The 23087-nt window shown below is 70.2% G+C and carries 24 protein-coding genes; 19 read left to right on the top strand and 5 right to left on the bottom strand.

The genetic code is table 11. From position 1 onward, the window contains the following. Positions 1–5 precede the first annotated feature (5 nt). The 7 genes from AC1DSA_RS04080 to AC1DSA_RS04050 are packed head-to-tail and all read left to right on the top strand — an operon-like array spanning position 6 to position 6988. Complete coding sequence (locus AC1DSA_RS04080; RefSeq protein WP_477886321.1) at positions 6–1124, top strand: 2-aminoethylphosphonate--pyruvate transaminase; 1119 nt, start codon at positions 6–8, stop codon at positions 1122–1124. Positions 1125–1151: 27 nt separating this feature from the next. Further along, positions 1152–2513, top strand: coding sequence for a glutamine synthetase family protein (locus AC1DSA_RS04075; RefSeq protein WP_477886320.1), 1362 nt, complete (start codon positions 1152–1154; stop codon positions 2511–2513). Beyond that, entirely contained in the window at positions 2513–3019 is a 507-nt protein-coding gene (locus AC1DSA_RS04070; RefSeq protein WP_477886318.1) for an N-acetyltransferase family protein, read from the top strand. Before AC1DSA_RS04075 ends, AC1DSA_RS04070 begins: the two co-directional genes overlap by 1 nt. Next, positions 3016–4149, top strand: a complete 1134-nt coding sequence (locus tag AC1DSA_RS04065) for an iron-containing alcohol dehydrogenase (RefSeq protein ID WP_477886316.1) — start codon at positions 3016–3018, stop codon at positions 4147–4149. Before AC1DSA_RS04070 ends, AC1DSA_RS04065 begins: the two co-directional genes overlap by 4 nt. A 10-nt stretch (positions 4150–4159) precedes the next feature. Beyond that, the gene (locus tag AC1DSA_RS04060; RefSeq protein WP_477886315.1) at positions 4160–4930 is read left to right on the top strand and encodes a gamma-glutamyl-gamma-aminobutyrate hydrolase family protein; all 771 of its coding nucleotides are present in this window, start codon (positions 4160–4162) and stop codon (positions 4928–4930) included. Continuing rightward, a complete protein-coding gene (locus tag AC1DSA_RS04055; protein WP_477886313.1) occupies positions 4927–6303 on the top strand; it encodes an aldehyde dehydrogenase family protein in 1377 nt (458 codons plus the stop codon). The genes AC1DSA_RS04060 and AC1DSA_RS04055 overlap by 4 nt, the downstream gene beginning before the upstream one ends. Positions 6304–6322: 19 nt before the next feature. Further along, complete coding sequence (locus AC1DSA_RS04050; RefSeq protein WP_477886312.1) at positions 6323–6988, top strand: HAD family hydrolase; 666 nt, start codon at positions 6323–6325, stop codon at positions 6986–6988. Positions 6989–6994: 6 nt separating this feature from the next. Here the strand turns inward: AC1DSA_RS04050 and AC1DSA_RS04045 are convergent, their stop codons facing one another. The 3 genes from AC1DSA_RS04045 to AC1DSA_RS04035 are packed head-to-tail and all read right to left on the bottom strand — an operon-like array spanning position 6995 to position 9632. Then, a complete protein-coding gene (locus AC1DSA_RS04045; RefSeq protein ID WP_477886310.1) occupies positions 6995–7657 on the bottom strand; it encodes a TetR/AcrR family transcriptional regulator in 663 nt (220 codons plus the stop codon). Next, positions 7654–8838 (bottom strand): amidase, encoded by a 1185-nt coding sequence (locus tag AC1DSA_RS04040; protein WP_477886308.1) that lies wholly within the window; start codon positions 8836–8838, stop codon positions 7654–7656. Before AC1DSA_RS04040 ends, AC1DSA_RS04045 begins: the two co-directional genes overlap by 4 nt. Next, complete coding sequence (locus tag AC1DSA_RS04035; protein WP_477886307.1) at positions 8835–9632, bottom strand: cysteine hydrolase family protein; 798 nt, start codon at positions 9630–9632, stop codon at positions 8835–8837. Before AC1DSA_RS04035 ends, AC1DSA_RS04040 begins: the two co-directional genes overlap by 4 nt. A gap of 187 nt (positions 9633–9819) precedes the next feature. Here AC1DSA_RS04035 and AC1DSA_RS04030 point away from each other — a divergent pair, with 187 nt between their 5' ends. Genes AC1DSA_RS04030 through AC1DSA_RS03975 form a run of 12 tightly spaced genes read left to right on the top strand, consistent with a single transcriptional unit; the run spans position 9820 to position 21523 of the window. Further along, the gene (locus AC1DSA_RS04030; protein WP_477886306.1) at positions 9820–10809 is read left to right on the top strand and encodes a BMP family protein; all 990 of its coding nucleotides are present in this window, start codon (positions 9820–9822) and stop codon (positions 10807–10809) included. Positions 10810–10814: 5 nt separating this feature from the next. Then, complete coding sequence (locus tag AC1DSA_RS04025; protein WP_477886304.1) at positions 10815–12431, top strand: ABC transporter ATP-binding protein; 1617 nt, start codon at positions 10815–10817, stop codon at positions 12429–12431. Beyond that, positions 12428–13513: an ABC transporter permease gene (locus AC1DSA_RS04020; RefSeq protein ID WP_477886302.1), complete on the top strand. Its 1086-nt coding sequence runs from the start codon at positions 12428–12430 to the stop codon at positions 13511–13513. Before AC1DSA_RS04025 ends, AC1DSA_RS04020 begins: the two co-directional genes overlap by 4 nt. Then, positions 13510–14430, top strand: a complete 921-nt coding sequence (locus AC1DSA_RS04015) for an ABC transporter permease (protein ID WP_477886300.1) — start codon at positions 13510–13512, stop codon at positions 14428–14430. Before AC1DSA_RS04020 ends, AC1DSA_RS04015 begins: the two co-directional genes overlap by 4 nt. A gap of 36 nt (positions 14431–14466) precedes the next feature. Continuing rightward, positions 14467–16152 (top strand): allophanate hydrolase, encoded by a 1686-nt coding sequence (atzF, locus tag AC1DSA_RS04010; RefSeq protein ID WP_477886298.1) that lies wholly within the window; start codon positions 14467–14469, stop codon positions 16150–16152. A 19-nt stretch (positions 16153–16171) separates the two neighbouring features. After that, positions 16172–17179, top strand: a complete 1008-nt coding sequence (locus AC1DSA_RS04005) for an ABC transporter substrate-binding protein (RefSeq protein ID WP_477886296.1) — start codon at positions 16172–16174, stop codon at positions 17177–17179. Between the two features lie 2 nt (positions 17180–17181). Further along, the gene (locus tag AC1DSA_RS04000) at positions 17182–18006 is read left to right on the top strand and encodes an ABC transporter permease (protein ID WP_477886294.1); all 825 of its coding nucleotides are present in this window, start codon (positions 17182–17184) and stop codon (positions 18004–18006) included. After that, positions 18003–18830 carry an ABC transporter ATP-binding protein gene (locus AC1DSA_RS03995; RefSeq protein WP_477886290.1) on the top strand — a complete coding sequence of 276 codons (828 nt, stop codon included), beginning with the start codon at positions 18003–18005 and terminating at the stop codon, positions 18828–18830. The genes AC1DSA_RS04000 and AC1DSA_RS03995 overlap by 4 nt, the downstream gene beginning before the upstream one ends. Further along, positions 18830–19039, top strand: coding sequence for a DUF4089 domain-containing protein (locus AC1DSA_RS03990; protein ID WP_477886289.1), 210 nt, complete (start codon positions 18830–18832; stop codon positions 19037–19039). The genes AC1DSA_RS03995 and AC1DSA_RS03990 overlap by 1 nt, the downstream gene beginning before the upstream one ends. Continuing rightward, positions 19036–20424 carry an AtzE family amidohydrolase gene (locus AC1DSA_RS03985; RefSeq protein ID WP_477886287.1) on the top strand — a complete coding sequence of 463 codons (1389 nt, stop codon included), beginning with the start codon at positions 19036–19038 and terminating at the stop codon, positions 20422–20424. The genes AC1DSA_RS03990 and AC1DSA_RS03985 overlap by 4 nt, the downstream gene beginning before the upstream one ends. Further along, positions 20424–20798, top strand: coding sequence for an oxalurate catabolism protein HpxZ (hpxZ, locus tag AC1DSA_RS03980; protein WP_477886285.1), 375 nt, complete (start codon positions 20424–20426; stop codon positions 20796–20798). Before AC1DSA_RS03985 ends, hpxZ begins: the two co-directional genes overlap by 1 nt. Continuing rightward, the gene (locus tag AC1DSA_RS03975; protein WP_477886282.1) at positions 20795–21523 is read left to right on the top strand and encodes a cysteine hydrolase family protein; all 729 of its coding nucleotides are present in this window, start codon (positions 20795–20797) and stop codon (positions 21521–21523) included. The genes hpxZ and AC1DSA_RS03975 overlap by 4 nt, the downstream gene beginning before the upstream one ends. Here the strand turns inward: AC1DSA_RS03975 and AC1DSA_RS03970 are convergent. Beyond that, on the bottom strand, positions 21475–22494 hold the full coding sequence (locus AC1DSA_RS03970; protein WP_477886279.1) for an AI-2E family transporter: 1020 nt from the start codon (positions 22492–22494) through the stop codon (positions 21475–21477). The two genes, AC1DSA_RS03975 and AC1DSA_RS03970, sit on opposite strands and share 49 nt — an antisense overlap. After that, a complete protein-coding gene (locus tag AC1DSA_RS03965; protein ID WP_477886747.1) occupies positions 22491–23045 on the bottom strand; it encodes a YbhB/YbcL family Raf kinase inhibitor-like protein in 555 nt (184 codons plus the stop codon). Before AC1DSA_RS03965 ends, AC1DSA_RS03970 begins: the two co-directional genes overlap by 4 nt. Positions 23046–23087: the final 42 nt, after the last annotated feature.

Here is a 23087-nt window from a genome sequence, read left to right as displayed (position 1 = left end):
GACCCATGGACCGTGAACGCATCCTCCTCACCCCCGGCCCGCTGACCACCACGCTGCGGACCAAGCTCGCCATGCTGCGCGACTGGGGGTCCTGGGATGGCGACTTCAATGCGGTGACGGCGCGCGTACGCAAGAGCTTGCTCCAGGTCGTCCACGGCGAGGATTCGCACGTGGTCGTGCCCCTGCAGGGCAGCGGCACCTTCAGCGTGGAGGCCTCCGTCGCCACGGTCGTGCCACGCGACGGCCATGTGCTGGTGCTCGACAACGGCGCCTATTGCAAGCGCGCCGCGAAATTGACGAGCTTGATGGGCCGCGAATGCACGGTCATGCCCTTCGACGAATCGCGCCCGGTGGACCCGGGCGCGCTCGAGGCCAAGCTGGCAGCGGATGCCAGCATCACCCATGTGCTGCTGGTGCACTGCGAGACGGGCGCCGGCGTGCTCAATCCGCTGGAGCAGGTCGCCGACATCTGCGCGCGCCGCGGCAAGGGACTGATCGTCGATGCCATGAGCTCGTTCGGCGCGCTGCCGATCGACGCGCGCGAGGTGCGCTTCGACGCGCTGGTCGCCGCCAGCGGCAAGTGCCTGGAAGGCGTGCCCGGCATGGGCTTCGTGTTCCTGCGCAAGGCCATCGTCGAAGGCTGCGCCGGCAACAGCCAGTCGCTGGCCATGGACCTGCACGACCAGCACGTCTACATGGAGAAGACCGGCCAGTGGCGCTTCACGCCGCCCACGCACGTGGTGGTGGCGCTGGCCGAAGCGATCGCGCAGTTCGAGGAAGAGGGCGGCCAGCCCGCCCGGCTGGCGCGCTACACGGACAACTACCGCACGCTGATCGATGGCATGTCGCGGCTGGGCTTCATGCCTTTCCTCGATCCCTCGGTGCAGGCGCCGATCATCGTCACCTTCCATGCGCCGGGCGACCCGCGCTACGACTTCAAGACCTTCTACGCCTTCGCCCGCGAGCACGGCTTCGTGCTGTACCCGGGCAAGCTCACGCAGGTGGAGACCTTCCGCGTCGGCTGCATCGGCGCGATCGGCCGGCACGAGATGGAGCAGGCGGTGCACGCGGTGGAGCTCGCCTTGCAGGACATGGGCATCGCCTCGGGAGAGCCCGCCCTCTAGCAGCAAGAACCAGGGAGAACCCAGCACGTGGCCACGCAGAACAACCATCCCGCGCTCGACAAGCTGCGCAAGGCAAACGCCACCAAGGTGAAGGTGGCGGTGAGCGACATCGACGGCGTGCTGCGCGGCAAGTACCTGCACATCGACAAGTTCATGGGCGCGGCGGACGGCGGCTTCGGCTTCTGCGACGTGGTGCTGGGCTGGGACATGCTGGACGTCACCTACGACAACACGAAGGTGACCGGCTGGCAGCACGGCTTTCCCGACGCGCTGGCCCGGCTCGATCTCGGCACCGGCCGCAACGTGCCCTGGGACGACAACGTCCCGTTCTTCCTCGGCGAGTTCGTCAATGCGGACGGCTCGCCGCATCCGTTGTGCCCTCGGCAGGCGCTCAAGCGCGTGCTCGCGCGCGCCGAGAAGCTCGGCTACCAGGTGATGACGGGCATGGAGTTCGAGTGGTTCAACTTCCGCGAGACGCCGCACACCTGGGCCGCGAAGAACGGGCAGCCGCCGGAGCCGATCACGCCGGGCATGTTCGGCTACTCGCTGCTGCGCATGGCCGACAACCCCGGCTTCTTCAATGCGCTGATGGACGAGATGCTCGCTTTCGGCGTACCGATCGAAGGGCTGCACACCGAGACCGGCCCCGGCGTGTACGAGGCGGCGATCGCCTTCTCGCCGGCGCTGGAGCAGGCGGACCGCGCCATCCTGTTCAAGACCGGCGCCCGCGAGATCGGCAAGCGCTTCGGGATCATGCCCACCTTCATGGCCAAGTGGAGCCAGCGCTACCCGGGCTGCAGCGGCCACATCCACCAGAGCCTGTCGGACGGCAAGACGAATCTGTTCTTCGACGAGAAGACACCGCGCAGGATGAGCGCGCTGTTCGAGAGCTACCTGGCCGGGCAGGTGGCCTGCATGATGGACTTCGCGCCCATGATCTGGCCGACCATCAACAGCTACAAGCGGCTGGTCGACGGCTTCTGGGCGCCGGTGAAGCCGACCTGGGGCATGGACAACCGCACGGCGAGCTTCCGCGTGCTGGCCGGCTCGCCCAAGGCGACCCGGCTGGAGACGCGCTGCCCGGGCTCCGACGTGAACCCCTATCTCGCGATGGCGGCGGTCATCGCCGCGGGCATGCATGGCGTGGAAAAGGGCCTGAAGCTCACGGCGCCGCCGATCACCGGCACCAACCAGGGCGGCGAACACATTCCGCGGGCACCGCGCACGCTGATCGAGACGACCCAGGTGTTCCTGAAGTCCGAGGTCGCGCGCGACTGGCTGGGCGACACCTTCGTCGAGCACTACGCCGCCACCCGCGACTGGGAATGGCGCCAGTGGCAGGACGCCGTGACCGACTGGGAATTGAAGCGCTACTTCGAGATCATCTGATGGAGATCCGGCGCCTCACCGCTGACGACGCATCCGCTTTCCGCGCGCTGCGGCTGCGCGCGCTGCAGGAGCACCCCGATGCCTTCACCTCCAGCTACGAAGAGGACGTGAACCATCCGCTGCAGGTGGCGCTGGCGCGCCTCACCTCGCCGCTGTACGCCTTCTGGGGTGCCTTCCAGGGGACCGAGCTGTACGGCATGGTGGGCCTCGAACACGAGCCGCGGCCGAAGAACCGGCACAAGGGCACGGTGATCGCGATGTACGTCGCCCGCGAAATCGCGGGGCAGGGCGTCGGCCGGGCCCTGCTGCAGGCGCTGCTGGCGCACGCACGCAACCAGGGCATCGCGTCCCTGGTCCTCACCGTCACCGAAGGCAATGCGCACGCGCAGCGCCTGTATACCGGCGCCGGCTTCCGAAGCTTCGGCGTGGAGCCCGATGCCATCCGCGTGGCGGACCGCTCTTTCGCCAAGAACCACATGCACCTGGACCTGGGCACCGCACCATGAGCCTGTCGAATTTTTCGTTTCCCACCGCCATCGCCTTCGGGCCGGGCGCCCGCAAGGAGGTCCGCCAGCACCTGCAGGAGCAGGGGCTGAAGCGGCCGCTGATCGTGACCGACAAGGCGCTGGCCGCCTTGCCGGTGCTGGCCGAATTCCAGTCGCACCTGAAGGACCTGCAGGTCGCGGTCTTCTCCGGCGTGTTCGGCAACCCGACCGCTTCGCAGGTGATGGCCGGCGCTGCTGCGTACCGGGCGCACCAGGCGGACTGCATCATCGGCTTTGGCGGCGGCGCTGCACTGGACGTGGCCAAGGTGGTCGGCATCGCGGCCACCCACGAGGGCGACATCATCGAATACGCGTGGGACCATCCGCAGGTGCGCTCGATCACCGCCGCGCTGCCTTACTTCGTCGCGCTGCCCACGACGTCCGGAACCGGTTCGGAAGTGGGGCGTTCGGCCGTGATCAGCGAGGACGCCACGCATCTCAAGCGCGTGGTGTTCAGCGCGAAGATCCTGGCGCGCAAGGTGTTCGCCGACCCGGAGTTGACGCTGGCCTTGCCCGCGCACGTGACCGCCGCGACCGGCATGGACGCACTCACGCACAACATCGAGAGCTATCTCTCGCCCGCCTACCACCCGCTGTGCGACGGCATTGCGCTGGAAGGGGCGCGGATCGCCGCGCGCTCGCTGGTGGCGGCCGTGCGCGAACCGGGGAACCTGCAGGCGCGCAGCGACATGATGATGAGTTCCATGATGGGCGCCATCGCCTTCCAGAAGGACCTCGGCGCCGTGCACTCGTGCGCCCACGCGCTGGGCGCCGTCTGCGACATGCACCACGGGCTGGCCAACGCGCTGATGATCGACACCGTGCTGGCCTGGAACATCGAAGCCGCGCCCGAGAAGTTCGAGGAGCTGGCCCACGTCTGCCGTTCCGGCGGCGGCGGGCCGGGCCTGGTGCGCTGGCTCGGCCACCTGAAGCAGCAGATCGGGATCACCGGCACCCTGTCCTCGCACGGCGTGCGCAAGAAGCAGATTCCCAGCCTGGTCGACATCGCGGTCAAGGACATCTGCCACCTGACCAATCCGCGTCCGGTGAGCGCGCAGGACTTCGAGCGGCTGTTCGCCGCCGCGCTGTGAGGAGCCTGCGATGGACCGGCTGAAGATCGGCATCAGCGCCTGCTTCTTCCATCCCGACGGGGAGCGCAAGGCGGCGCCTTCGAAGACGCTGCTGTGGATCGAGCAGTCCACCGCGCATTGGGTCATGTCCGAAGGCGCGCTGCCGGTGATGGTGCCCTCGCTGGACGGCCCCACCTTCCGCGGCGATGTTCGCGTGGCCGACTTCGCGCAGTGGCTGGACGGCCTGGTGATGCATGGAGGCGCCGACGTCTGGCCGGGCAGCTATGGCGAGCAGCCGCTGCGGCCCGAGTGGCACGGCGACCGGGTGCGCGACGAATACGAGATCGCGCTGGTGCGCGCATTCGCCGACGCGGGCAAGCCGGTGTTCGGCATCTGCCGTGGCGTGCAGCTGCTCAACGTGGCGCATGGCGGCTCGCTGTACCAGGACATCCGCACGCAGAAGCCGGGCGCACTGGTGCACCGCGATGCCGAGGCCTACGACCTGAATTTCCACCAGGTCGACATCCTGCAGGGCACGCGGCTGGCCCAGCTGCTGCCACCCGGGCGGCACAAGATCAACAGCGTCCACCACCAGGGCATCAAGGACCTCGCGCCCGGCTTCGTGGTGGAAGCGGTCTCGCCCGCCGACGGCGTGATCGAAGCGATCCGCAACACCCACGGCGCCTGGGTGGCCGGCGTGCAGTGGCACCCCGAGTTCCACCGACCCGAGCTGGGCGTGATCGACGACACCCCGCTGCTGCGCGACTTCCTGGACGCCGCGCGCGCGGCCCGCAGACCATGAGCACCTTGAACATCCACAACCCGGCGACCGGCGAACTGATCACAACGCTGCCGGCCGACGACGCGGCGAGCGTGGCCGCGAAGGCGCAGGCCGCGCGCGCGGCGCAGCCGTCCTGGGCGGCGCGCCCGCTGGCGGAGCGCATTCGCTGCGTCGCGGGCTTCCGCGCCGGCGTGGTGCGCGACCTCGAGTCGCTGGCGCAGGTCATGACGCGCGAGACCGGCAAGCCGATCAGGATGTCGCGCAACGAGTTGAATGGCCTGCTGCCGCGCATCGACTTCTTCCTGGCGGAAGCGGAGCAGGCCGTCGCGCCCGAAACCGTGTTCGACGAGGGCGGCATGCGCGAGCAGATCCAGCACGAGCCGCTCGGGCTGGTCGCCAACATCTCGGCGTGGAACTACCCGTGGTTCGTCGGCTGCAACGTGATCCTGCCCGCGCTGCTCACCGGCAACGCGGTCCTGTACAAGCCGTCCGAATACGCGACGCTTACCGGCCTGGAGATCGCGCGGCTGCTGCACGAAGCCGGCGTGCCGCGCGAGGTGATGGTGTGCCTGGTGGGCGCAGGCGAAGTGGGCGCCGCGCTGCTGGCGCAACCGGTCGACGGCGTGTTCTTCACGGGTTCCCATGCCACCGGCCAGCGCATCGCCGAAGCGGTCGGCCAGCGCTTCGTCAAGCTGCAGCTCGAACTCGGCGGCAAGGATCCGACCTACGTCTGCGAAGACGCGGACCCGAAGGCGGCGGCCGAGTCGCTCGCCGATGGCGCGATGTACAACACGGGCCAGAGCTGCTGTTCGGTGGAGCGCATCTACGTGCACGAGAAGATCCACGACGCTTTCGTCGCCCACTTCGTGCAGGCGGTCCGCGGCTTCCGGCGCGGCGATCCGATGAGCGAGGACACCTACATCGGCGCGATCACCCGGGCGCCGCAGCTCGATGTGCTGGACCGGCAGGTGGCCGATGCGCAGCGCAAGGGCGCCGACCTGCTGCTGGGGGGCCGCAAGGGCGCGGGACCGGGCAACTGGTACGAGCCGACCGTGCTGGTGAACGTGAACCACGAGATGGACGTGATGCGCGAGGAAAGCTTCGGCCCGGTGATCGGCATCCAGAAAGTGGCGGACGACCACGAAGCCCTGGCGCTGATGAACGACACGCGCTACGGCCTCACGGCGGGCGTGTACACGCCGGACGAACAACGGGCGCGCAGCATCCTGGCCCACGTCCGGGCCGGCAGCGTCTACTGGAACTGCTGCGACCGCGTCAGCCCGCGGCTGCCCTGGAGCGGTGTCGGCGACTCGGGAGTGGGCCTCACGCTGTCCCGCTACGGCATCCAGACCTTCACGCGGCCCAAGGCCTGGCACCTGCGACGGGCCGGCTGAGCGGCGGCATCGCGTCCGCATGAAGCCGCGGCTCACCCTGTTCGACCTCGACCACACGCTGCTGCATGGCGACAGCGACGTGCTGTGGTGCGAGTTCCTGCTCGAGCAATGCGTGCTGGACCGGGAGCAGTTCGCGGCCCGCAATGCGCAGATGGAGGCGGGCTACCAGGCCGGCACGGTGGACGCGGCCGCGTTCGCGGGCTTCTACGTCAGCACGCTCGCCGGCCGCAGCCCGGCGCAATGGGAGTCGCTGCGCCAACGCTTCCTCGCGGAGTGGATCGTCCCGCGCATCCCGCGCGACGCGATGGTCTTGGTGGGCGAGCACCTTGCGGCGCAGGAACTGGTCGTGATGACCACCGCGACCAACCGCTTCCTCACCGAGCTGACGGCGGAACACTTCGGCATCGCGCACCTGCTGGCGACCGAACCGGAGCTGCGCGAAGGGATCTTCACCGGCCGGCCCACGGGCACGCTGAACATGCGCGAAGGCAAGGTCACCCGGCTGCACGCCTTCCTGGCGGAGCGTGGGCTTGCCCTGGCCGATCACACCAGCGCCGCGTACAGCGATTCCATCAACGACCTGCCCTTGCTGCAGGCCGTCGACCTGCCTGTGGCGGTGGATCCCGACGCGCGCCTGGACGCTATCGCGCGCGAACGGGGCTGGCGCGTCCTGCACCTGCGCTGAAGCGGGTCAGGCCGGCGCCAGGTAGCTGGCGACCATGGTGCGGGTCAGCTTCAGGTGCGACGCCTGCCAGGCCGGCCGGTGCAGGTCGCGCCCGAAGATCTGCGACAGGGTGAATGCGTGCGCGCGGCCGTAGTACGCGAGGCTCACCATGGCGACATAGAGGTGCAGCGCATCCACGCCGGCCCGCACGCTGCCGGCCGACGCGCCACGCTGCAGCAGGCGGCGCAGCAGCGCGATCACCGGCGAGGACGTTGCGAAGATGCTCTGCGAGCGCGCAAGGTGCCGCGCTTCGTTCAGGTTCTCGAAGGCGAGCAGCTTGCGCAGTTCCGGGTGCTTTCCGAAGTGCGCGTCGACATAGTCGAACACGTGCAGCAGTGCTTCCAGAGGATCCCCGGTTTCCGGGTCGATGCGCAGCTCGTCGTGCCGCAGTTCGGCGAGCACCACCTCGAGCACGGCGACATAGAGGTCGTCCTTGCTGCCGAAGTAGTGGTACAGCATGCGGATGTTGGTGCTGGCGCGCTTGGCGATGCGGTCCGTGCGCGCGCCGTGGAAGCCCTGCTCGGAAAACTCGGCGATGGCCGCCTTCAGCAGCCTGGTGCGCGTGCGCGCGGGATCGCGGCGCGGAGCCTCGTCCTCCACCTCGCGCGGCAGCTTGCCTTCCAGGCTCACCCGGTCCTCCCTGCTCGCTCCCAGTTCCGCGCGAGCGCCAGCAGGCGCTCGTCGTTGCCGCGACCCGCGATCAGCGACACGCCCACCGGCAGGCCCTGCGCCTGCGCGAGCGGCATCACGACCTGCGGCAGGCCGGCGTGTCCCGCCAGCGCGCCCAGTGCGAGCGCCCGCTGGTAGAAGTGGCCGCGCTCCTCGCCGCCGGCATCCAGCGGCAGCGCCACCGTGGGCGCGGCCGGCACCAGCCAGGCCGCGTCGGCGCCCAGCGCTGCGACCAGGCGCTCGCTGGCACGCTGGCGCCACGCACGCCACGCCGCACCGCTGGCGGGGTCCAGTGCCAGCGCTCCCTGGAAGCGCGGCGCGATGGAGCGGCCGAAGCGCGGGGCGCGCTCGCGGATCCAGGCGCCCAGGCTGGCCTGGATTTCCAGCCCCTGCAGCAAGGCGTAGGCATCCAGCCATTCCTGCCAGGGTTCGGCAAAGGCGCGCACGGCCTGCGCGATGCCGTGTCTGGCGGCTGCGTTGCGCAGGGCGTCCTGGACCGCCGGCTCGGCGAGCTCGATCGCGTCGTCCGCGATGCGCAGGCGCAGCGGCCGCGCGGAATCACCGTGCGCTGCATTCAGCAGCACGCCACCCGCGCGCGCCAGCAGGTCGCCGCTGTTCGCCATCCAGCCCACGGTGTCATAGCTGGGCGCGAACGGCAGCACGCCTTGCAGCGGAACGCGGCCATGCGTGGGCCGCATGCCCCACACGCCGCAGAAGGACGCCGGCACGCGCACCGAGCCGCCCGTGTCGGTGCCGAGCGCGAGATCGGCGAGCCCGGCGGCCACCGCCACCGCGGACCCGCTGGAAGAGCCGCCGGGCAGGCGCGCCGGCGCGCGCGGGTTGCGCGGCGTTCCGTGGTGCGCGTTCTGGCCTTCCAGGCTGAACGCGAGCTCGTCCGTGACCGTCTTGCCGACAAGCTGCGCGCCGGCCGCGCGCAGCAGGGCGACGGCCGGGGCATCCTCGAAGGCCGGCGCGTGGTCCGCTGCCCAGTCCGGATTGCCGCCGCCGGTGACGGCGCCTTGCACGTTGATCAGGTCCTTCACCGCCAGCCGCACGCCATCGAGGACGCCGCGTCCCGTGGCCGGCCGATGGCAGCGCGGACCCGGCACCCACGCGCCGAAGTCGGCGCCCGCGTCCGTCACCGTGCCAGCGCTTCGCGCACCTGCTTCGAACCGGTCACGAAGCCGAAGCACTTCTTGACGTTCCAGACGGTCGCCTCGGTGCAGAAGTCCGGCGAGCTGGTGGCGCAGCAGTCCTCCAGCATCACGCAGCCGTAGCCGAGGAAGTTGGCGTCGGTCAAGGTGTGCAGCACGCACTGGTCGGTGTTGCAGCCGGCGAACAGGATGCTCTTGATGCCCAGGTTGCGCAGGATGCTGTCCAGCGGCGTGTCCCAGAAGCCGCTGATGCGGTGCTTGTCCACCAGGATGTCGCCGGGCTTCGGTGCGAGCTCGTCGACGATCGCCGCCGCCCACGAATCCTTCTCCAGCACGTTGCCCCGGCCGTCGGGCAGCGGATCGCCCAGGCCGACGCCGGCGCCGCTGTTCTTGTACAGGTGGATCTGGTTCGGCGGCATGTTCGCGAGGTCGGGGCGGTTGCCCCAGTTCACCCACACGACCGGCACGCCCTGGGCACGCAGTTCGGGCAGCAGCAGCTGCAGCGGTGCGATCGGCGTGCGGTCCGCGGCGAAGTCGCCGCCGATGTGGTCGACCCAGCCGCCCTGGGTGCAGAAGTCGTTCTGCAAATCGATGATGACGATGGCCGTGCGGCGCAGGTCCAGCACCACGTTCTGCGGCGCGGCCGCGATGCGCACCGGCACCGGCGCCGGCGGCGCGACCGACATGTCCACTTCCTTCTCGTCGGCCACCCAGTAGTACTGGTGGCCCAGGCCCAGCGCGTTGTCGGGCCGGGCGTCGGGCAGGTAGGGGTGGCGCTTCATGTTGGCTCCTGGGTCATGGCATCCGCGGGTCGGGCCTTGCCATCGTGGTGCGCGCGCACCTTCCTGGCGCGCCGCGGCCTGCCTGCGGCAGCGGAAACGCGGGGTTTTGCACTGGCATCGATATTGCAAAGCATGGGCTAAGTAATTGATTGATTACTTCACCCCCTCAGAAAGCGAAAGGCATGCCATGAAGATCTCCCTGCTCTCCCGCCGCAACTTCAGCCTGGCCGGCCTCTCGGCCGCGCTGCTCGCCGCCGGCGCACTAGCGCCGCAGGTGCAGGCCGCGGACCCGCTCGCCGTGGGCATCCTGATTCCCGGCTCCAAGTCGGACAAGGGCTGGATGGAGTCGGGCTACGACGGGCTGGTCGCCGCGCAGAAGGAGTACGGCGACAAGGTCAAGGTGCAGATGATCGAGAACATCAACTACGCCGACATGGAGCAGGCCCTGACCAACCTGGCCTCCAAGAACAAGCTGGTGATCGGCGTGGGCGGCCAGACGCAGGCCGCGGTGCTCAAGGTGGCCAAGCGCTTCCCCAACACCAGGTTCTCCATCGTGGGGGGCAACAAGGCCGAGGACATGCCCAACGTCGCGGGCTACGACGTGAAGCAGGCGGAGATCGCCTTCGTCGCCGGCGCCGCCGCCGCGATGCTGTCCAAGAACGGCGCGGTGAGCTACGTGGGCGGCATGGAGATCCCCTCGATCGTCAACGCCGGCAAGGAGTTCGGCAACGGCGCCAAGTTCGTCAACCCGAAGGTCAAGTACTTCGAGAACTACACCGGCGACTTCGACAACGTGGCGAAGTCCAAGGAAGCGACGCTGGCGGCGATCGCGCAGGGCGCGGATGTCCACTACCACATCCTCAACCTGGGCCTGCGCGGCATGGAGCAGGCGGCCAAGGAAAAGGGCACCAGGATCGTGGGCAGCTACACCGACCGGTGCGGCAGCGACGCCCTGTATCCCGCCTACAGCATCACCGGCGTGGGCTACCAGGTGCACTACGCGATCAAGGAAGCCGTGGGCGGCAGCTGGAAGGCGGGCTACAAGCCCTTCGGCCTCGCGATGGGCCCTGCGGCCTCCGACATGGTGATCTGCGGCGGCACGCCCGATCAGAAGGCCAAGCTGGAACAGATCAAGAAGGACATCCTGTCCGGCAAGATCAAGGTGCTGGAAGGCTGATCGCCATGCGCGCCGGCACCGACACCGCGGCGGGTGCGACTGCGCCGGCCCCCGCGCCGGCCGCGCCGCTGCTGCGGCTGTCGGGCCTGGGCAAGCGCTTCGGCAGCTTGCAGGCGCTGCAGGACGCATCGCTGGAGATCCTGCCCGGCGAGATCCACTGCCTGCTGGGCGAGAACGGCGCCGGCAAGTCCACGCTGTGCAACCTGGTGTTCGGCGTGCACCAGCCCGATGCCGGCGAGATGGCGCTGGACGGCCGGCCCTACACGCCGCGTTCGCCGGCCGACGCGCTGGCGCACGGCATCGCCATGGTGCACCAGCACTTCAGCCTCGTGCCCGACCTGAGCGTGGTCGACAACCTGCTGCTCGGGCAGGCGAAAGGCGTGCTCGATCGCAAGGCCGGGTCGGCTCGGCTGCGGACCATGCAGGAGCGCTACGGCCTCGCGCTCGACCCGCAGGCGCGCATCCAGGATCTCTCGGTCGGCGAGCGCCAGCGCGTCGAGATCGTCAAGTGCCTGGTGCGCGAGCCGCGTCTGCTGGTGCTGGACGAACCGACGGCGGTGCTGCTGCCGCGGGAGATCGAAGCATTGCTCGCCGTCTGCAAGCGCGTCGCCGCGGAAGGCTGCGGCGTCGTGCTGGTCACGCACAAGCTGGCCGAGATCCGCGAGGTGGCGCAGCGCGCCACCGTGCTGCGCGGCGGCCGCGTGGTGGCGCGCTCGTCCTCGCCCGCGACCGAGATCGACGCGTTGGTGCGGGCGATGATCCAGCGCGACCTGCAGGCCGCGCCACCGGCCGAGCCCGCCGCGACGGTCTCCGAATTCGCGTTGGTGCAGGAAGGCGAGCCGGTGCGCGAGATGGCGCTGCAGGCCGACGGTCTGACGGTGCGCGACGCGGACGGCGTGCTGCGCCTGGACAACTTCACCCTGATGGTGGCGCCCGGCGAGATCGTCGCCGTCGCCGGGGTCGAGGGCAACGGCCAGAGCGAACTGGGCGCCGTGCTCTCGGGCATGCTGCGTCCTTCCCAGGGCCGCTTCTTCGTCTGCGGCGACGAGATGACGGGACGGACTCCGCGCACCCTCACGGCGGCCGGCTGCGGCGTCGTTCCGGAAGACCGGCATGCGCTGGCCTGCGTCACCGGCATGAGCGTGGCCGAGAACCTGATGCTGGACCGCCTGCAGCGCTTTCGCCGCTTCGGGCTGCTCGACCGCCCGGCACTGAATGCCGCCGCGCGCGCGTTGATGCAGCGCTTCGACGTGCGCGCGGCCAGTCCCGACGTCGCCTTCGGCGGACTGTCCGGCGGCAACCAGCAGAAGGCCGTGCTCGCGCGCGAGCTCACGCTCGATCCCTTGCGCTTCCTGCTCGCCTCGCAGCCCACGCGCGGGCTAGACGTGGGCGCGGTGGAGGCCATCTACAACCACATCCGCGTCGCCGCTTCGCGTGGCGTCGGCGTGCTGCTGATCTCTTCCGAGCTCGACGAACTGCTGGCGGTGGCCGACCGCGTCGTCGTGCTGTACCGGGGCCGGATCATGGGCACCTGCCGGGCGGAGGCGAGCGAGCGGCCGCGCATCGGCGCCTGGATGGCCGGCCAGTCCGAATCCGCGCGCACCGAAGGGGCCGTCGCATGAACACTGCCGTTCTCTCCTGGCGCACCCTGCGACCCGGGCCGGCCCTCACCGTGTCGGTCGCCTCCGTGCTGGCGGCGCTGGTGTTCGGCGCCGGCCTGGTCGCGCTGCTGGGCGTGCCCGTGAAGGACGCCATCGCCGCCTTCGCCGACGGCGCCTGGGGCTCGCCCTATGCGCTCGCCGCCTCGGTCAACCGCGCGCTGGTGCTGATGCTGGTGGGCCTGGGCTTCGTGCTCGCCGAACGCGCCAGCCTGACCAACGTCGGCGGCGAAGGCCAGATCGCCGTGGGCGGCATGGCCGCGACCGCACTGGCGCTGTGGCCGCCCGTAGCGGGCTTGCCGCTGGGCCTCGCCTTCCTCGTGCCCATGCTGGGCGCCTGCCTGGCTGGCGCGCTGTGGGGCGGCATCGCCGGCGTGCTGAAGGTGAAGGCGGGGACCAACGAGGTGATCGCCACGCTGCTGCTGTCCTTCATCGCCGTGTGGATGGTGTACGGCAGCGTGCAGTCGGAGAAGCTGCTGCGCCGGCCGATGACGACCTCGGCCACGCTGCCTGAATCGCTGGAGATCCCGGACCCGACCCGGCTGCCCCTGTTGGGTGGCGATCCGTCGATGCCGCTGCATGCGGGCCTGCTGATCGGCATCGTGCTGGCGGTGCTGGTCGCCATCGTTCTCGGGTGGACCGTGCTGGGCCTCAAGCTGCGCGCCGCCGGACTGAACCCGCGCGCCGCCCGCCGCGCCGGCATGCCGATCGACGCACTCAGCATCGGCGTGCTGTGCGCCGCCGGCGCGCTGGGCGGACTCGCCGGCGCCTGCATGCTGCAAGGCGAGCAGTACACGCTGAAGGCGGGGTTCTCATCGGGCTACGGCTTCGACGGCCTGGTGGTCGGCCTGCTGGCGCGCGGCTCGGTGACGGGCGTGGTCGCCGGCTCGCTGCTGTTCGGGTTCCTGCGCTCCGGCGGGATCAACATGGAAATGGTGGCGCAGGTGCCCACGGCCCTGGTGGTGGTGATCCAGGGCGTGATCATCGTGACGCTGGCGGGCGCGGCCCTGGCGATCCAGCGCATGGAAAAGGGGCGTGCATCATGAGTCCGGAACTTGCGGCCGTCTTCGTCGGCTCCAGCGTGCGGCTGGCCGCGCCGCTGCTGCTTGCCGCCACCGGCGAACTGGTGAGCGAACGCGCGGGCGTGCTGAACATGAGCGTCGAAGGAATGATGCTCACCGGCGCCTTCGCCGGCGCGGTCGGCTCCTTCGCCACCGGCTCGCCGCTGGCGGGCCTCGCGTTCGGCGTGCTGTGCGTGCTGCCGGTGGCCTGGCTGCAGGCCTTCTTGAGCATCACGCTGCGCGCCAACCAGATCGTCACCGGCATCGGCATCAACATCCTGGTGCTGGGCGCCACCACGCTGGGCTACCGCGCCATCTTCGGCAGCCGCTCGCGCGCCGAGATCCCCGGCCTGGAAAAGTGGGCGCCGCCCGGACTCGCCGACATCCCCTATCTCGGCGAACACGTGTTCCAGCAAAGCTGGCTGCTGTACCTCGCCGTGCTGCTGATCATCGGTGCCGCCTGGGTGATGCGATCCACCGCGCTGGGACTCGCCGTGCACGCGGCCGGCACCGCACCGCAGGCGGCCAGCAACTCCGGCCTGCCGGTCACGCGCATCCGCTACGGCGCGGTGCTCTTCACCGGCTTCATGTCGGCGCTGGCCGGCTGCTTCCTGTCGATCGGCGACATCCACACTTTCACCGAAGGCATGACCAGCGGCGCCGGCTACCTCGCGATCGCGGCGGTGATCTTCGGCAACTGGAAGCTGGGGCGCACGCTGCTGGCCTGCGGCCTGTTCGGCGCGGCCACCGCGCTGCAGTTCCAGCTGCCCGGCATGGGCGTGCAGGTGCCCAGTGCGCTGCTGATCATGCTGCCCTATGTGCTGGCCCTGCTCGCCGTCGGTGGCCTGGTGGGACGGCAGGTGGCACCAGCCGCGCTGACGCAGCCGTACGTCGGCCATTGAGCCGGAACTGGCACGTCCATTGCAACAGGAACCTCGATGCCCTCCTCCCTTGCCCGGAATGCGTGGATCACGCACCTCGACGCGCCGCTGGCGGGGGCTCCTTCGGGCGCACTGGCCGGCCTGCGCTTCGCCGTCAAGGACAACATCGACGTCGAGGGCGTCCCCACGACGGCCGCCTGCCCCGCTTTCGCCTACCGCCCCAGCCGGGACGCCACCGTGGTGCGGCGGCTGCGCGATGCCGGAGCGTCCGTGCTGGGCAAGACCAACCTCGACCAGTTCGCCTGCGGGCTCAACGGCACGCGTTCGCCCTATGGCGCGGTGCCCAACGCCTTCGATCCGGCCTACATCTGCGGCGGCTCGAGCTCGGGGTCGGCCTACGTGGTGGCGACGGGCCAGGCCGACTTCGCGCTGGGCACCGACACGGCCGGCTCCGGCCGCGTGCCGGCGGGCCTGAACAACATCGTCGGCCTGAAGCCGTCCCGCGGCCTGATCAGCGCGCGCGGCGTGGTGCCCGCGGCGCAGAGCGTGGATTGCGTGTCGATCTTCGCCGGCAGCGTCGGCCTGGCGGCGCGCGTCCTGGCGCAGGCCATGGCGCCCGACATGGACGACCCGTATTCGCGCCGGCTCGCGCTGGCCACGCGTCCCTTCCCCACGGAGTTCCGCTTCGGCGTGCCCGACCGGCTGGAGTTCTTCGGCGATGCGCTCGCGCGCGCCGAGTTCCGCAAGGCCACGGAGCAGTTGCGCGCACTGGGCGGCACGCCGGTCACCGTCGACTACGCGCCCCTCGCGCAGTCGGCGGCCTTGCTGTACGACAGCGCGATGGTGGCGGAACGCTATGCGGCGATCCGCAGCTTCTTCGATGGCCGCGAGCAGGACGTGATCGAACCGGTGCGCAGCATCATCGGCGCGGGCTGCGGCTTCAGCGCCGCCGACCTGTGCGAAGCGCAGGCCAGGCTGCGGGCCTTCGGCCAGGTCGCCGCGGCCATGTGGGAGCGCATCGACGTGCTGCTGCTGCCCACGGCGCCCACGCACTACACGATCGCGCAGCTGCAGGCCGACCCGGTGGGACTCAACCGCAACCTCGGCGCGTACACGAACTTCGTCAACCTGCTGGACTACGCGGCGCTGTCCGTGCCGAGCAGCCTGCGCCCGGACGGCCTGCCCTTCGGCGTGACGCTGGTCGGTCCCTGCGGCAGCGACTGGCAGCTGGCCGAGCTGGGCCAGCGCTACCACCACGCGACCGGGCTTCCCGTCGGCGCCACCGACCAGCGCCTGCCCGCCCTCGAATCCATCCCGGGCCTGCAGCCGGCTGCCGCGAAGGTGAAGCTCGCCGTGGTCGGTGCCCATCTCTCCGGGATGCCGCTCAACGGCCAGCTGGTGGAGCGCGGGGCCCGGCTGCTCGCGAGCACGGAGACGGCACCCGACTACCGGCTGTTCGCACTGCCTGGCACCACGCCGCCCAAGCCGGGACTGCTGCGCGTCGCGCCCGGTTCGGGCTACCGCATCGCGGTCGAGGTGTGGGAGATGCCGGTGGAACACTACGGTTCCTTCGTCGCCCTGATTCCGCCGCCGCTGGGCATCGCCACGCTCACCCTCACCGACGGCGACCAGGTACAGGGCTTCGCCTGCGAGGCGCTCGCCACCGGCGGGGCGCAAGAGATCTCCCACCTCGGTGGCTGGCGGGCCTTCATGGCCCGCGCCGCCGTCCCTGCGCCTGCCTGAACCGACCAAGAGGACACCGATGCCCCACGCCAAGCCCCGCACCCTTCCCGGCTCCCGCCGCCAACTGCTGCAAGGGGGGCTGGCCGCTGCCGCGCTCGGCCTCGCCGGCGCCCAGCGCGTGCGTGCGCAGGGCACGCCGAAACTGCGCATCGGTTACTGGCCCGTCGCCGCCGGCCTGCCTTTCTTCGCCGCGGTGGAGAAGGGCTACTTCAAGGAAGCCGGCCTGGACGTGGAGCCGCTCAAGTTCGCCGGCGCGCAGCAGGTGATGGAGGCGATGCTGGCGGGTCGCTCCGACGGCAGCGCCAACGGCACCGGCTCGGCCAACCTGGCGATCGGCGAGATTGCGCAGCCCGGCCTGTTCAAGATCTTCTGCACCAACCCCAGCAACGCCAGGTACGTGCTGGAGGAATTCATCGTCCCCAAGGACAGCCCGGCCAGGTCGATGGCCGACCTGAAGGGCAAGCGCGTCGCCAGCGGTCCGGGCATCCAGAACGTCACGCTGGCCAAGACCATGCTGGAGCGTTCGGGCGCCGGCGCGATGTCCGTCACCGAGCTGCCGATCGGCCAGCACGTCGCGGCCATCGCCGCCGGGCAGGTCGATGCGGTCTACACGCTGGAGCCCACCGGCACGGTCGGCCGCCTGAACGGCACGACGCGCGTGCTGGAGGCCGGCGTCGTCGCGCACTACATCCTGGGCGATCCGCAGGCGCCCTGGCACGGCGGCTCGGCGAGCCTGACCAGCGAGTTCCTGAAGAAGTACCCCGAGGTGGCGAAGAAGTACATCGCCGCCTATGCGCGCGCCATCGACCTGGTGCGCAAGAACCCGGCCGAGGCACGCCAGTTCCTCAAGGGCTACACCGCGATCGAAGGCGCGATCACCGGCGAGGTGCCGCTCGCTTCGTACATGCTGTACAGCGACTTCAAGCCCAGCGACGTGGCCTACTTCCAGAAGTTCTACGACCTGTTCACCGAGAAGGGCATCTTCGAGAAGAAGGTGGTGGTCGAGAACCTGCTGTACCGGGGTTGAGCATGGCCACGCCCGCCGATGCCGTTCCCTGGTCGCCGCCCGTCACCTCCACGCCCGCCGCGGGTCCGCGCAGGAGCCAGTGGGGCAGGGCGCTGCCCCTGCTCGGGCCGGTGCTGCTGTTCATCGTGTGGGACTTCGTGGTGCGCTTCGGCTTCATCAAGCCGATCCTGCTGCCGCCGCCCGCCGCCACCATCGAGACGCTGGTCACCGGCCTGCTGGGCGGCCCGCTGCTGCTCGACTTCCTGGTGACGGTCAAGCGCACGCTGCAGGCCTTCGCGATCGCGGCGGTGGTCGGTGTGCCGCTGGGGGTCCTGCTGGGGAGCACCGAGCGCGCCTACCGCAGCGTGGAGTTCCTGATCGACTTCTTCCGCTCCACGCCCTCGTCCGCGCTGATCCCGCTGTTCCTGCTGATCTTCGGCGTGTCCGACATCAACAAGGTGGCCATCGCCGCCTTCGGCGCGCTGCTGATCGTGGTGTTCAACAGCGCCTACGGCGTGATCAACGCGCGCAAGCAGCGGGTGATGGCGGCGCGCGTGATGGGCGCTTCGCGGTGGCAGGTGTTCCGCGACGTGCTGGTGTGGGAGAGCCTGCAGCCCAGCTTCGTCGGCCTGCGCTCCGCCGTGTCCATGGCGCTGGTGATCGTGATCGTCGCCGAGATGTTCATCGGCTCGGAGAACGGCCTGGGCCACCGCATCATCGACGCGCAGCAGGTGTTGAACGTCAAGAGCATGTACGCAGCCATCCTGGCCGCCGGCGCCCTGGGCTATGCGCTCAACGTGCTGTTCCTGCTGGCCGAGCGCCGCATCGTGCACTGGAGCGGACGATGAACGCCGTCCTGAAGGCGCCCGTCGAGGCGTATGCCGACGTGCCAAAGCCGGCGTTCAAGCCGGGGCCGGCGGGCACCGAGATCACCATCCGCGGCCTGACCAAGCACTTCGCCGGCTGGCCGCTGTACGAGAACTTCGACCTCGACATCCCGAAGCACAGGATCGTCTCGGTGTTCGGGCCCAACGGCTGCGGCAAGTCCACGCTGATCAACATGATCGCGGGGCTGATTCCGGTGGACGCGGGCGAGATCCTGTTCGACGGCAAGTCGCTCAAGGACACCAAGATCGGCTACGTGTTCCAGAACTACCGCGAGGCGCTGTTCCCGTGGATGCGCACCATCGACAACATCGCCTATCCGCTGCGGCTGGAAGGCCGCTCCAAGGCGGACGTGGATCGGCGCATGGCGGAACTGGTGGCGTCGTTCGACGTCAAATTCGACCTGCGCCGCTATCCGTACGAGCTGTCCGGCGGCCAGCAGCAGACGGCGTCGATCATGCGCGCGCTGGCCAACGAGCCGGAGGTGCTGTTCCTCGACGAACCCTTCTCCGCGCTGGACTTCGAGATGACCTTGTTCATCCGCGAGAAGCTGCAGGAAGTGTTCATGCAGACCGGCACGACGATGCTGCTGGTGTCGCACGATCTCGAGGAGGCGGTGTACCTGGCCGACCAGGTGCTGCTGCTGACGAAACGGCCGACCCGGGTCGCCGAGATCCTGGACTACGGCGACCCGCGGCCGCGCACGGTGGAGACGCTGTCCGAAGCGGGCTTCGTCGCCACCAAGAAGCGCAGCCTGGAGATCTTCCAGCGCGAGGTGCGCCGGTGATGAGCGAAGACGAAGTCCTGGCCTACGTGAAGGCGACGGCGGCGCTGCTGGAACTTCCGCTGGACGATGCGCGCGCGCTGGCCGTCTCGCTGCACCTGGCCCGCACGGCGGCCATGGCGCGCATGCTGGACACCGTGCCGCTGGCGCCGGCGGACGAGATCGCCGAGATCTACTGCCCCGCGCCCTTTCCGCAGGAGTTGCGGCCGTGAACAGCGCCGCGCTCCTGAAGGACATCGCCAGTGGGGGCTGCAGCGCGCGCGAGGCCTGCGAGCAGGCCATCGCGCGCATCACGGCTACCGACGGCGCGGTGAACGCTTTCACAGATCGCACCTTCACGCGTGCCCGCGCCGAGGCCGACGCGGTCGATGCGCAGCGTCTGGGCGGCGAGGTGCTGCCCCCGCTGGCGGGACTGCCCTACGCGGCGAAGAACCTGTTCGACATCGAGGGGCTCACGACGCTTGCGGGGTCCAAGGTCAACCGCGGCCGGCCGGTGGCGCGCGCGGACGCGGTGCTGGTGGCGCGCATGAAGTCCGCGGGGGCGGTGCTGCTGGGCGGCCTGAACATGGACGAGTACGCCTACGGTTTCACCACGGAGAACACGCACTACGGACCGACGCACAACCCGCACGACCTGGCGCGCAGCGCCGGCGGTTCCTCGGGCGGCAGCGGCGCGGCCGTCGCGGCGGGACAGGTGCCGCTGGCCCTGGGCTCGGACACCAACGGCTCGATCCGCGTGCCCGCGTCGCTGTGCGGCGTGTGGGGCCTGAAGCCCACCTTCGGCCGGCTGTCGCGCCGCGGCAGCCATCCCTTCGTGGACAGCATCGATCACCTCGGTCCCTTCGCCGACTGCGTGGAGATGCTCGCGCTGGGCTACGACGCGCTGCAGTTCCCCGATGCCGAAGATCCCGGTTGTCACGCGCGCGCCGTGCACCCCGTGATGCCGGCCCTGGGGCGCGGCATCGGCGGCCTGCGCATCGGCGTGCTGGGCGGCTACTTCCGCACCAATGCCACGCCCGCTGCCCGCGCCGCCGTCGACGCGGCCGCGCGGGCGCTCGATGCGCACGACGAAGTGGCCTGGCCCGATCCCGCGCTGGCCCGCGCCGCCGCCTTCATCGTCAGCGCCAGCGAGGGCGGCAGCCTGCACCTGTCCGACCTGCGCATCCGCGCGCAGGATTTCGAGCCGCTGTCGGTGGACCGTTTCATCGCAGGCGCCCTGCAGCCCGCGCACTGGTACCTGAAGGCGCAGCGCTTTCGCAGCGTGTACCGCGACCGCGTCAACGCCCTGTTCGAGGAATGGGACGTGCTGCTGGCGCCGGCGACGCCCATCCCCGCCCCGCTGATCGGCACCGAGTGGATCGACATCGGCGGCGTCAAGCACCCTTGCCGCCCGGCGCTCGGCCTGCTCACGCAACCCATCTCGTTCGCCGGCTGCCCGGTGGTGGCGGCGCCCCTGTGGCCCGAAGGCACGGGCGGGCTGCCCCTGGGCGTGCAGATCATTGCCGCGCCCTGGCGCGAAGACCTCTGCCTGCGCGCCGCGCAATTGCTGCAGGATGTGGGGCTGGCCCGCCTGGGTCCCTTCATGAAGGCTGGATGATGGACGTGAACCTTCCCGAGGTCGTCGCCGAGGTGCGCGAACAGCTGCTGCGGTACGAACGGGCGCTCGTGGGCAACGACGTGCCGGAACTCGACCTCCTGTTCTGGAACAGTCCGCACACGCGCCGCTTCGGCATCACCGAGACCCTCTATGGCGCGCAGGCCATCGCCGCCTTTCGAGCCGCGCGCCCCGGCAAAGGCCTGCAACGCGAAGTGACGCGCACGGCCATCACGACGTTCGGGCGCGACTTCGCCACCGCGGACATCGAGTTCCGGCGCGAAGGCAACCCGCGCACCGGCCGCCAGACGCAGGCCTGGGTGCGCATGCCCGAGGGCTGGCGCGTGGTGGCCGCGCACGTGAGCGAGATGGCATGAGCGCGCCCGAGACCGCCGTCGAAGTCGCGGCGCAGCCCTTCGCCTTCCGCTTCGTGCCGGCGCACACGGCGCTGGTGATCATCGACATGCAGCGCGACTTCATCGAGCCCGGGGGCTTCGGCGAGTCGCTGGGCAACGACGTGCGCCTGCTGGAAGCGATCGTGCCGGCCTGCCGGTCGGTGCTCGACGCCTGGCGGGCGCTGGGCGGCCTGGTGGTGCACACGCGCGAGGCCCACGCCGCCGACCTGTCCGACTGTCCGCCTGCCAAGCGCAACCGCGGGAACCCGACGCTGCGCATCGGCGATGCGGGGCCGATGGGGCGCATCCTGGTGGCGGGCGAGCCGGGCAACCAGATCATCCCGGCGCTGGCGCCGGCGCCGGGTGAAATCGAGATCGACAAGCCCGGCAAGGGCGCCTTCCATGCCACGCCGCTGCACGACCTGCTGCAGCGCGCGGGCATCACGCACCTGCTGTTCATGGGCGTCACCACCGAGGTCTGCGTGCAGACCAGCATGCGGGAAGCCAACGACCGCGGCTACGACTGCCTGCTGCTGGAGGACTGCACCGAAAGCTACTTTCCCCGCTTCAAGGCGGCGGCGGTGGAGATGATGCGCGCGCAGGGCGCCATCGTCGGCTGGACGGCGAGCAGCGGCGAGCTGCTGGCCGCCCTGGGCCCTCAGATCCAGCCGCCCTCGCGCAGCTCGCGGGTGAGCCACGCGGCATAGACCGGCGCGGCGACGAGCCCGCCCAGGCCGAAAGCGGCCTCCAGCACCAGCATGGCAGCCAGCATCGCGTAGGTCGGCACGTTGGTGCGGCCGCCGACGATGCGCGCGTTCAGGAAGTACTCCAGCTTGTGGATGACCACGAGGAAGCCGAGCGACGCGATGCCCAGCCAGACCGAGACGGTCAGCGCGGCGATGGTGATGGCCGCGTTGGACAGCAGGTTGCCGATGATGGGCACCAGGCTGGCGAAGAAGGTGAAGCCCACCAGCGTCGGCCCCAGCGGCACGCGGTAGCCGAAGGCCGGCAGGATCACCAGCAGGTACACGGCGGTGAGCGCTGCGTTGATGAGCGAGATGCGCAGCTGCGCGGAGAACACGTCGCCGAAGGCGTTGGCCAGCTGCAGCATGCGGGCCTGGGCCAGCGCGATGAGGGGCCGCCGCGCGGGCGCCTGCACGTCGGGCCTGGAGGACGCCGCCATCAGGCCAATGGCCAGGCCGATGAGGATGTGCACCAGGATCTTCAGGGCTTCCGCGCCCCAGCGCTGCATCTCCCCCGCGTGCTCGCGCAGCCAGCGGCTCACGGCGTGCTGCACGGAGTCCGCGGATTCCGGCAGGCGGTCGACCACCCAGCCCGGCGCGGTCGCGCGCAGCTGGTCCAGCGTGTCCGCGACCAGCCCCATCAGCCGGGCCAGTCCGCCGGACTTGAAGAGCAGTTCGACGGCAGCGAGCAGCGCGAGGGCCATGGCGGCGATCCAGGCGAACACGATCAGCCAGCGCACGGCCCGCTTGGCCCAGGAGCCGTGCGCCGGTCCCGTGAAGTTGCGCACACGCCGGTAGAGCACATAGCCGGCCAGGCCCGCGAACAGGGCGGACAGCAGCTTGAGCCACAGGATGGCCAGGATCGCCGCCGCCGCCGCGAGCACGCTGCGCAGCCGCAGCGCCTGCGCGTCGGGCAGCAGCGCGCCGGTCCTCACTTCGCCTTCGGACGGCCGTACCTGGCCGTGAAGCTCGCCTTCGCGAGGGAGTTGGCGTTGACCATGAAGCCGGCGAGCGCGGCCGTGGCGTCCGGCGGGATGTCCAGCTTGTCCGTCTTCAGCGCGTACACCGTGAACACGTAGCGATGCGGCTTGTCGCCCTGCGGCGGGCATGCGCCGCCCCAGGCCGCGACCCCATAGTCGATGCGCACCTGCCGCGCGCCCGCCGGCAGGTTGGCGTTGCTCACGTTGCCCGCGTCCGGTTTCAGCTCCGTGGTGCCGGCGGGGATGTTGATCACCGACCAGTGCCACCAGCCCGAGCCCGTGGGCGCGTCGGGGTCGTACACGGTCACGGCGAAGCTCTTGGTGTCCTTGGGCGCGCCGCTCCAGCGGAGCGCGGGCGACTTGTTCTCGCCGCCGCAGCCGAAGACGTTGGCCTCGAACCTCTTGTCCATCGTCCCGTTGGGCTTGATGTCCGGGCTTTCCAGCTTGAAGCCGGCGGCCTGGCTGCCGCTGGCGGCGAGCGCGAGGACTGCGGCGGTGAGCAACATGCGGGTCATGGATCCTCCAGTCGTAGGGGTTCGATTGCGCGG

The organism is Ramlibacter sp. P4_H7 (assembly GCF_056400765.1).
This window is presented reverse-complemented; position numbering and strand designations above follow the sequence as displayed.

Coding starts and splice junctions, on each gene's coding strand:
- AC1DSA_RS03995 (WP_477886290.1), top strand. CDS start 18,003: ATGAACGCCGTCCTGAAGGCGCCCGTCGAGGCGTATGCCGACGTGCCA.
- AC1DSA_RS04000 (WP_477886294.1), top strand. CDS start 17,182: ATGGCCACGCCCGCCGATGCCGTTCCCTGGTCGCCGCCCGTCACCTCC.
- AC1DSA_RS04050 (WP_477886312.1), top strand. CDS start 6,323: ATGAAGCCGCGGCTCACCCTGTTCGACCTCGACCACACGCTGCTGCAT.
- AC1DSA_RS04065 (WP_477886316.1), top strand. CDS start 3,016: ATGAGCCTGTCGAATTTTTCGTTTCCCACCGCCATCGCCTTCGGGCCG.
- AC1DSA_RS03965 (WP_477886747.1), bottom strand. CDS start 23,045: ATGTTGCTCACCGCCGCAGTCCTCGCGCTCGCCGCCAGCGGCAGCCAG.
- AC1DSA_RS04030 (WP_477886306.1), top strand. CDS start 9,820: ATGAAGATCTCCCTGCTCTCCCGCCGCAACTTCAGCCTGGCCGGCCTC.
- AC1DSA_RS03990 (WP_477886289.1), top strand. CDS start 18,830: ATGAGCGAAGACGAAGTCCTGGCCTACGTGAAGGCGACGGCGGCGCTG.
- AC1DSA_RS04080 (WP_477886321.1), top strand. CDS start 6: ATGGACCGTGAACGCATCCTCCTCACCCCCGGCCCGCTGACCACCACG.
- AC1DSA_RS04005 (WP_477886296.1), top strand. CDS start 16,172: ATGCCCCACGCCAAGCCCCGCACCCTTCCCGGCTCCCGCCGCCAACTG.
- AC1DSA_RS04055 (WP_477886313.1), top strand. CDS start 4,927: ATGAGCACCTTGAACATCCACAACCCGGCGACCGGCGAACTGATCACA.
- AC1DSA_RS04035 (WP_477886307.1), bottom strand. CDS start 9,632: ATGAAGCGCCACCCCTACCTGCCCGACGCCCGGCCCGACAACGCGCTG.
- AC1DSA_RS04020 (WP_477886302.1), top strand. CDS start 12,428: ATGAACACTGCCGTTCTCTCCTGGCGCACCCTGCGACCCGGGCCGGCC.
- AC1DSA_RS03975 (WP_477886282.1), top strand. CDS start 20,795: ATGAGCGCGCCCGAGACCGCCGTCGAAGTCGCGGCGCAGCCCTTCGCC.
- atzF (WP_477886298.1), top strand. CDS start 14,467: ATGCCCTCCTCCCTTGCCCGGAATGCGTGGATCACGCACCTCGACGCG.
- AC1DSA_RS04060 (WP_477886315.1), top strand. CDS start 4,160: ATGGACCGGCTGAAGATCGGCATCAGCGCCTGCTTCTTCCATCCCGAC.
- AC1DSA_RS04015 (WP_477886300.1), top strand. CDS start 13,510: ATGAGTCCGGAACTTGCGGCCGTCTTCGTCGGCTCCAGCGTGCGGCTG.
- AC1DSA_RS04025 (WP_477886304.1), top strand. CDS start 10,815: ATGCGCGCCGGCACCGACACCGCGGCGGGTGCGACTGCGCCGGCCCCC.
- AC1DSA_RS04070 (WP_477886318.1), top strand. CDS start 2,513: ATGGAGATCCGGCGCCTCACCGCTGACGACGCATCCGCTTTCCGCGCG.
- hpxZ (WP_477886285.1), top strand. CDS start 20,424: ATGGACGTGAACCTTCCCGAGGTCGTCGCCGAGGTGCGCGAACAGCTG.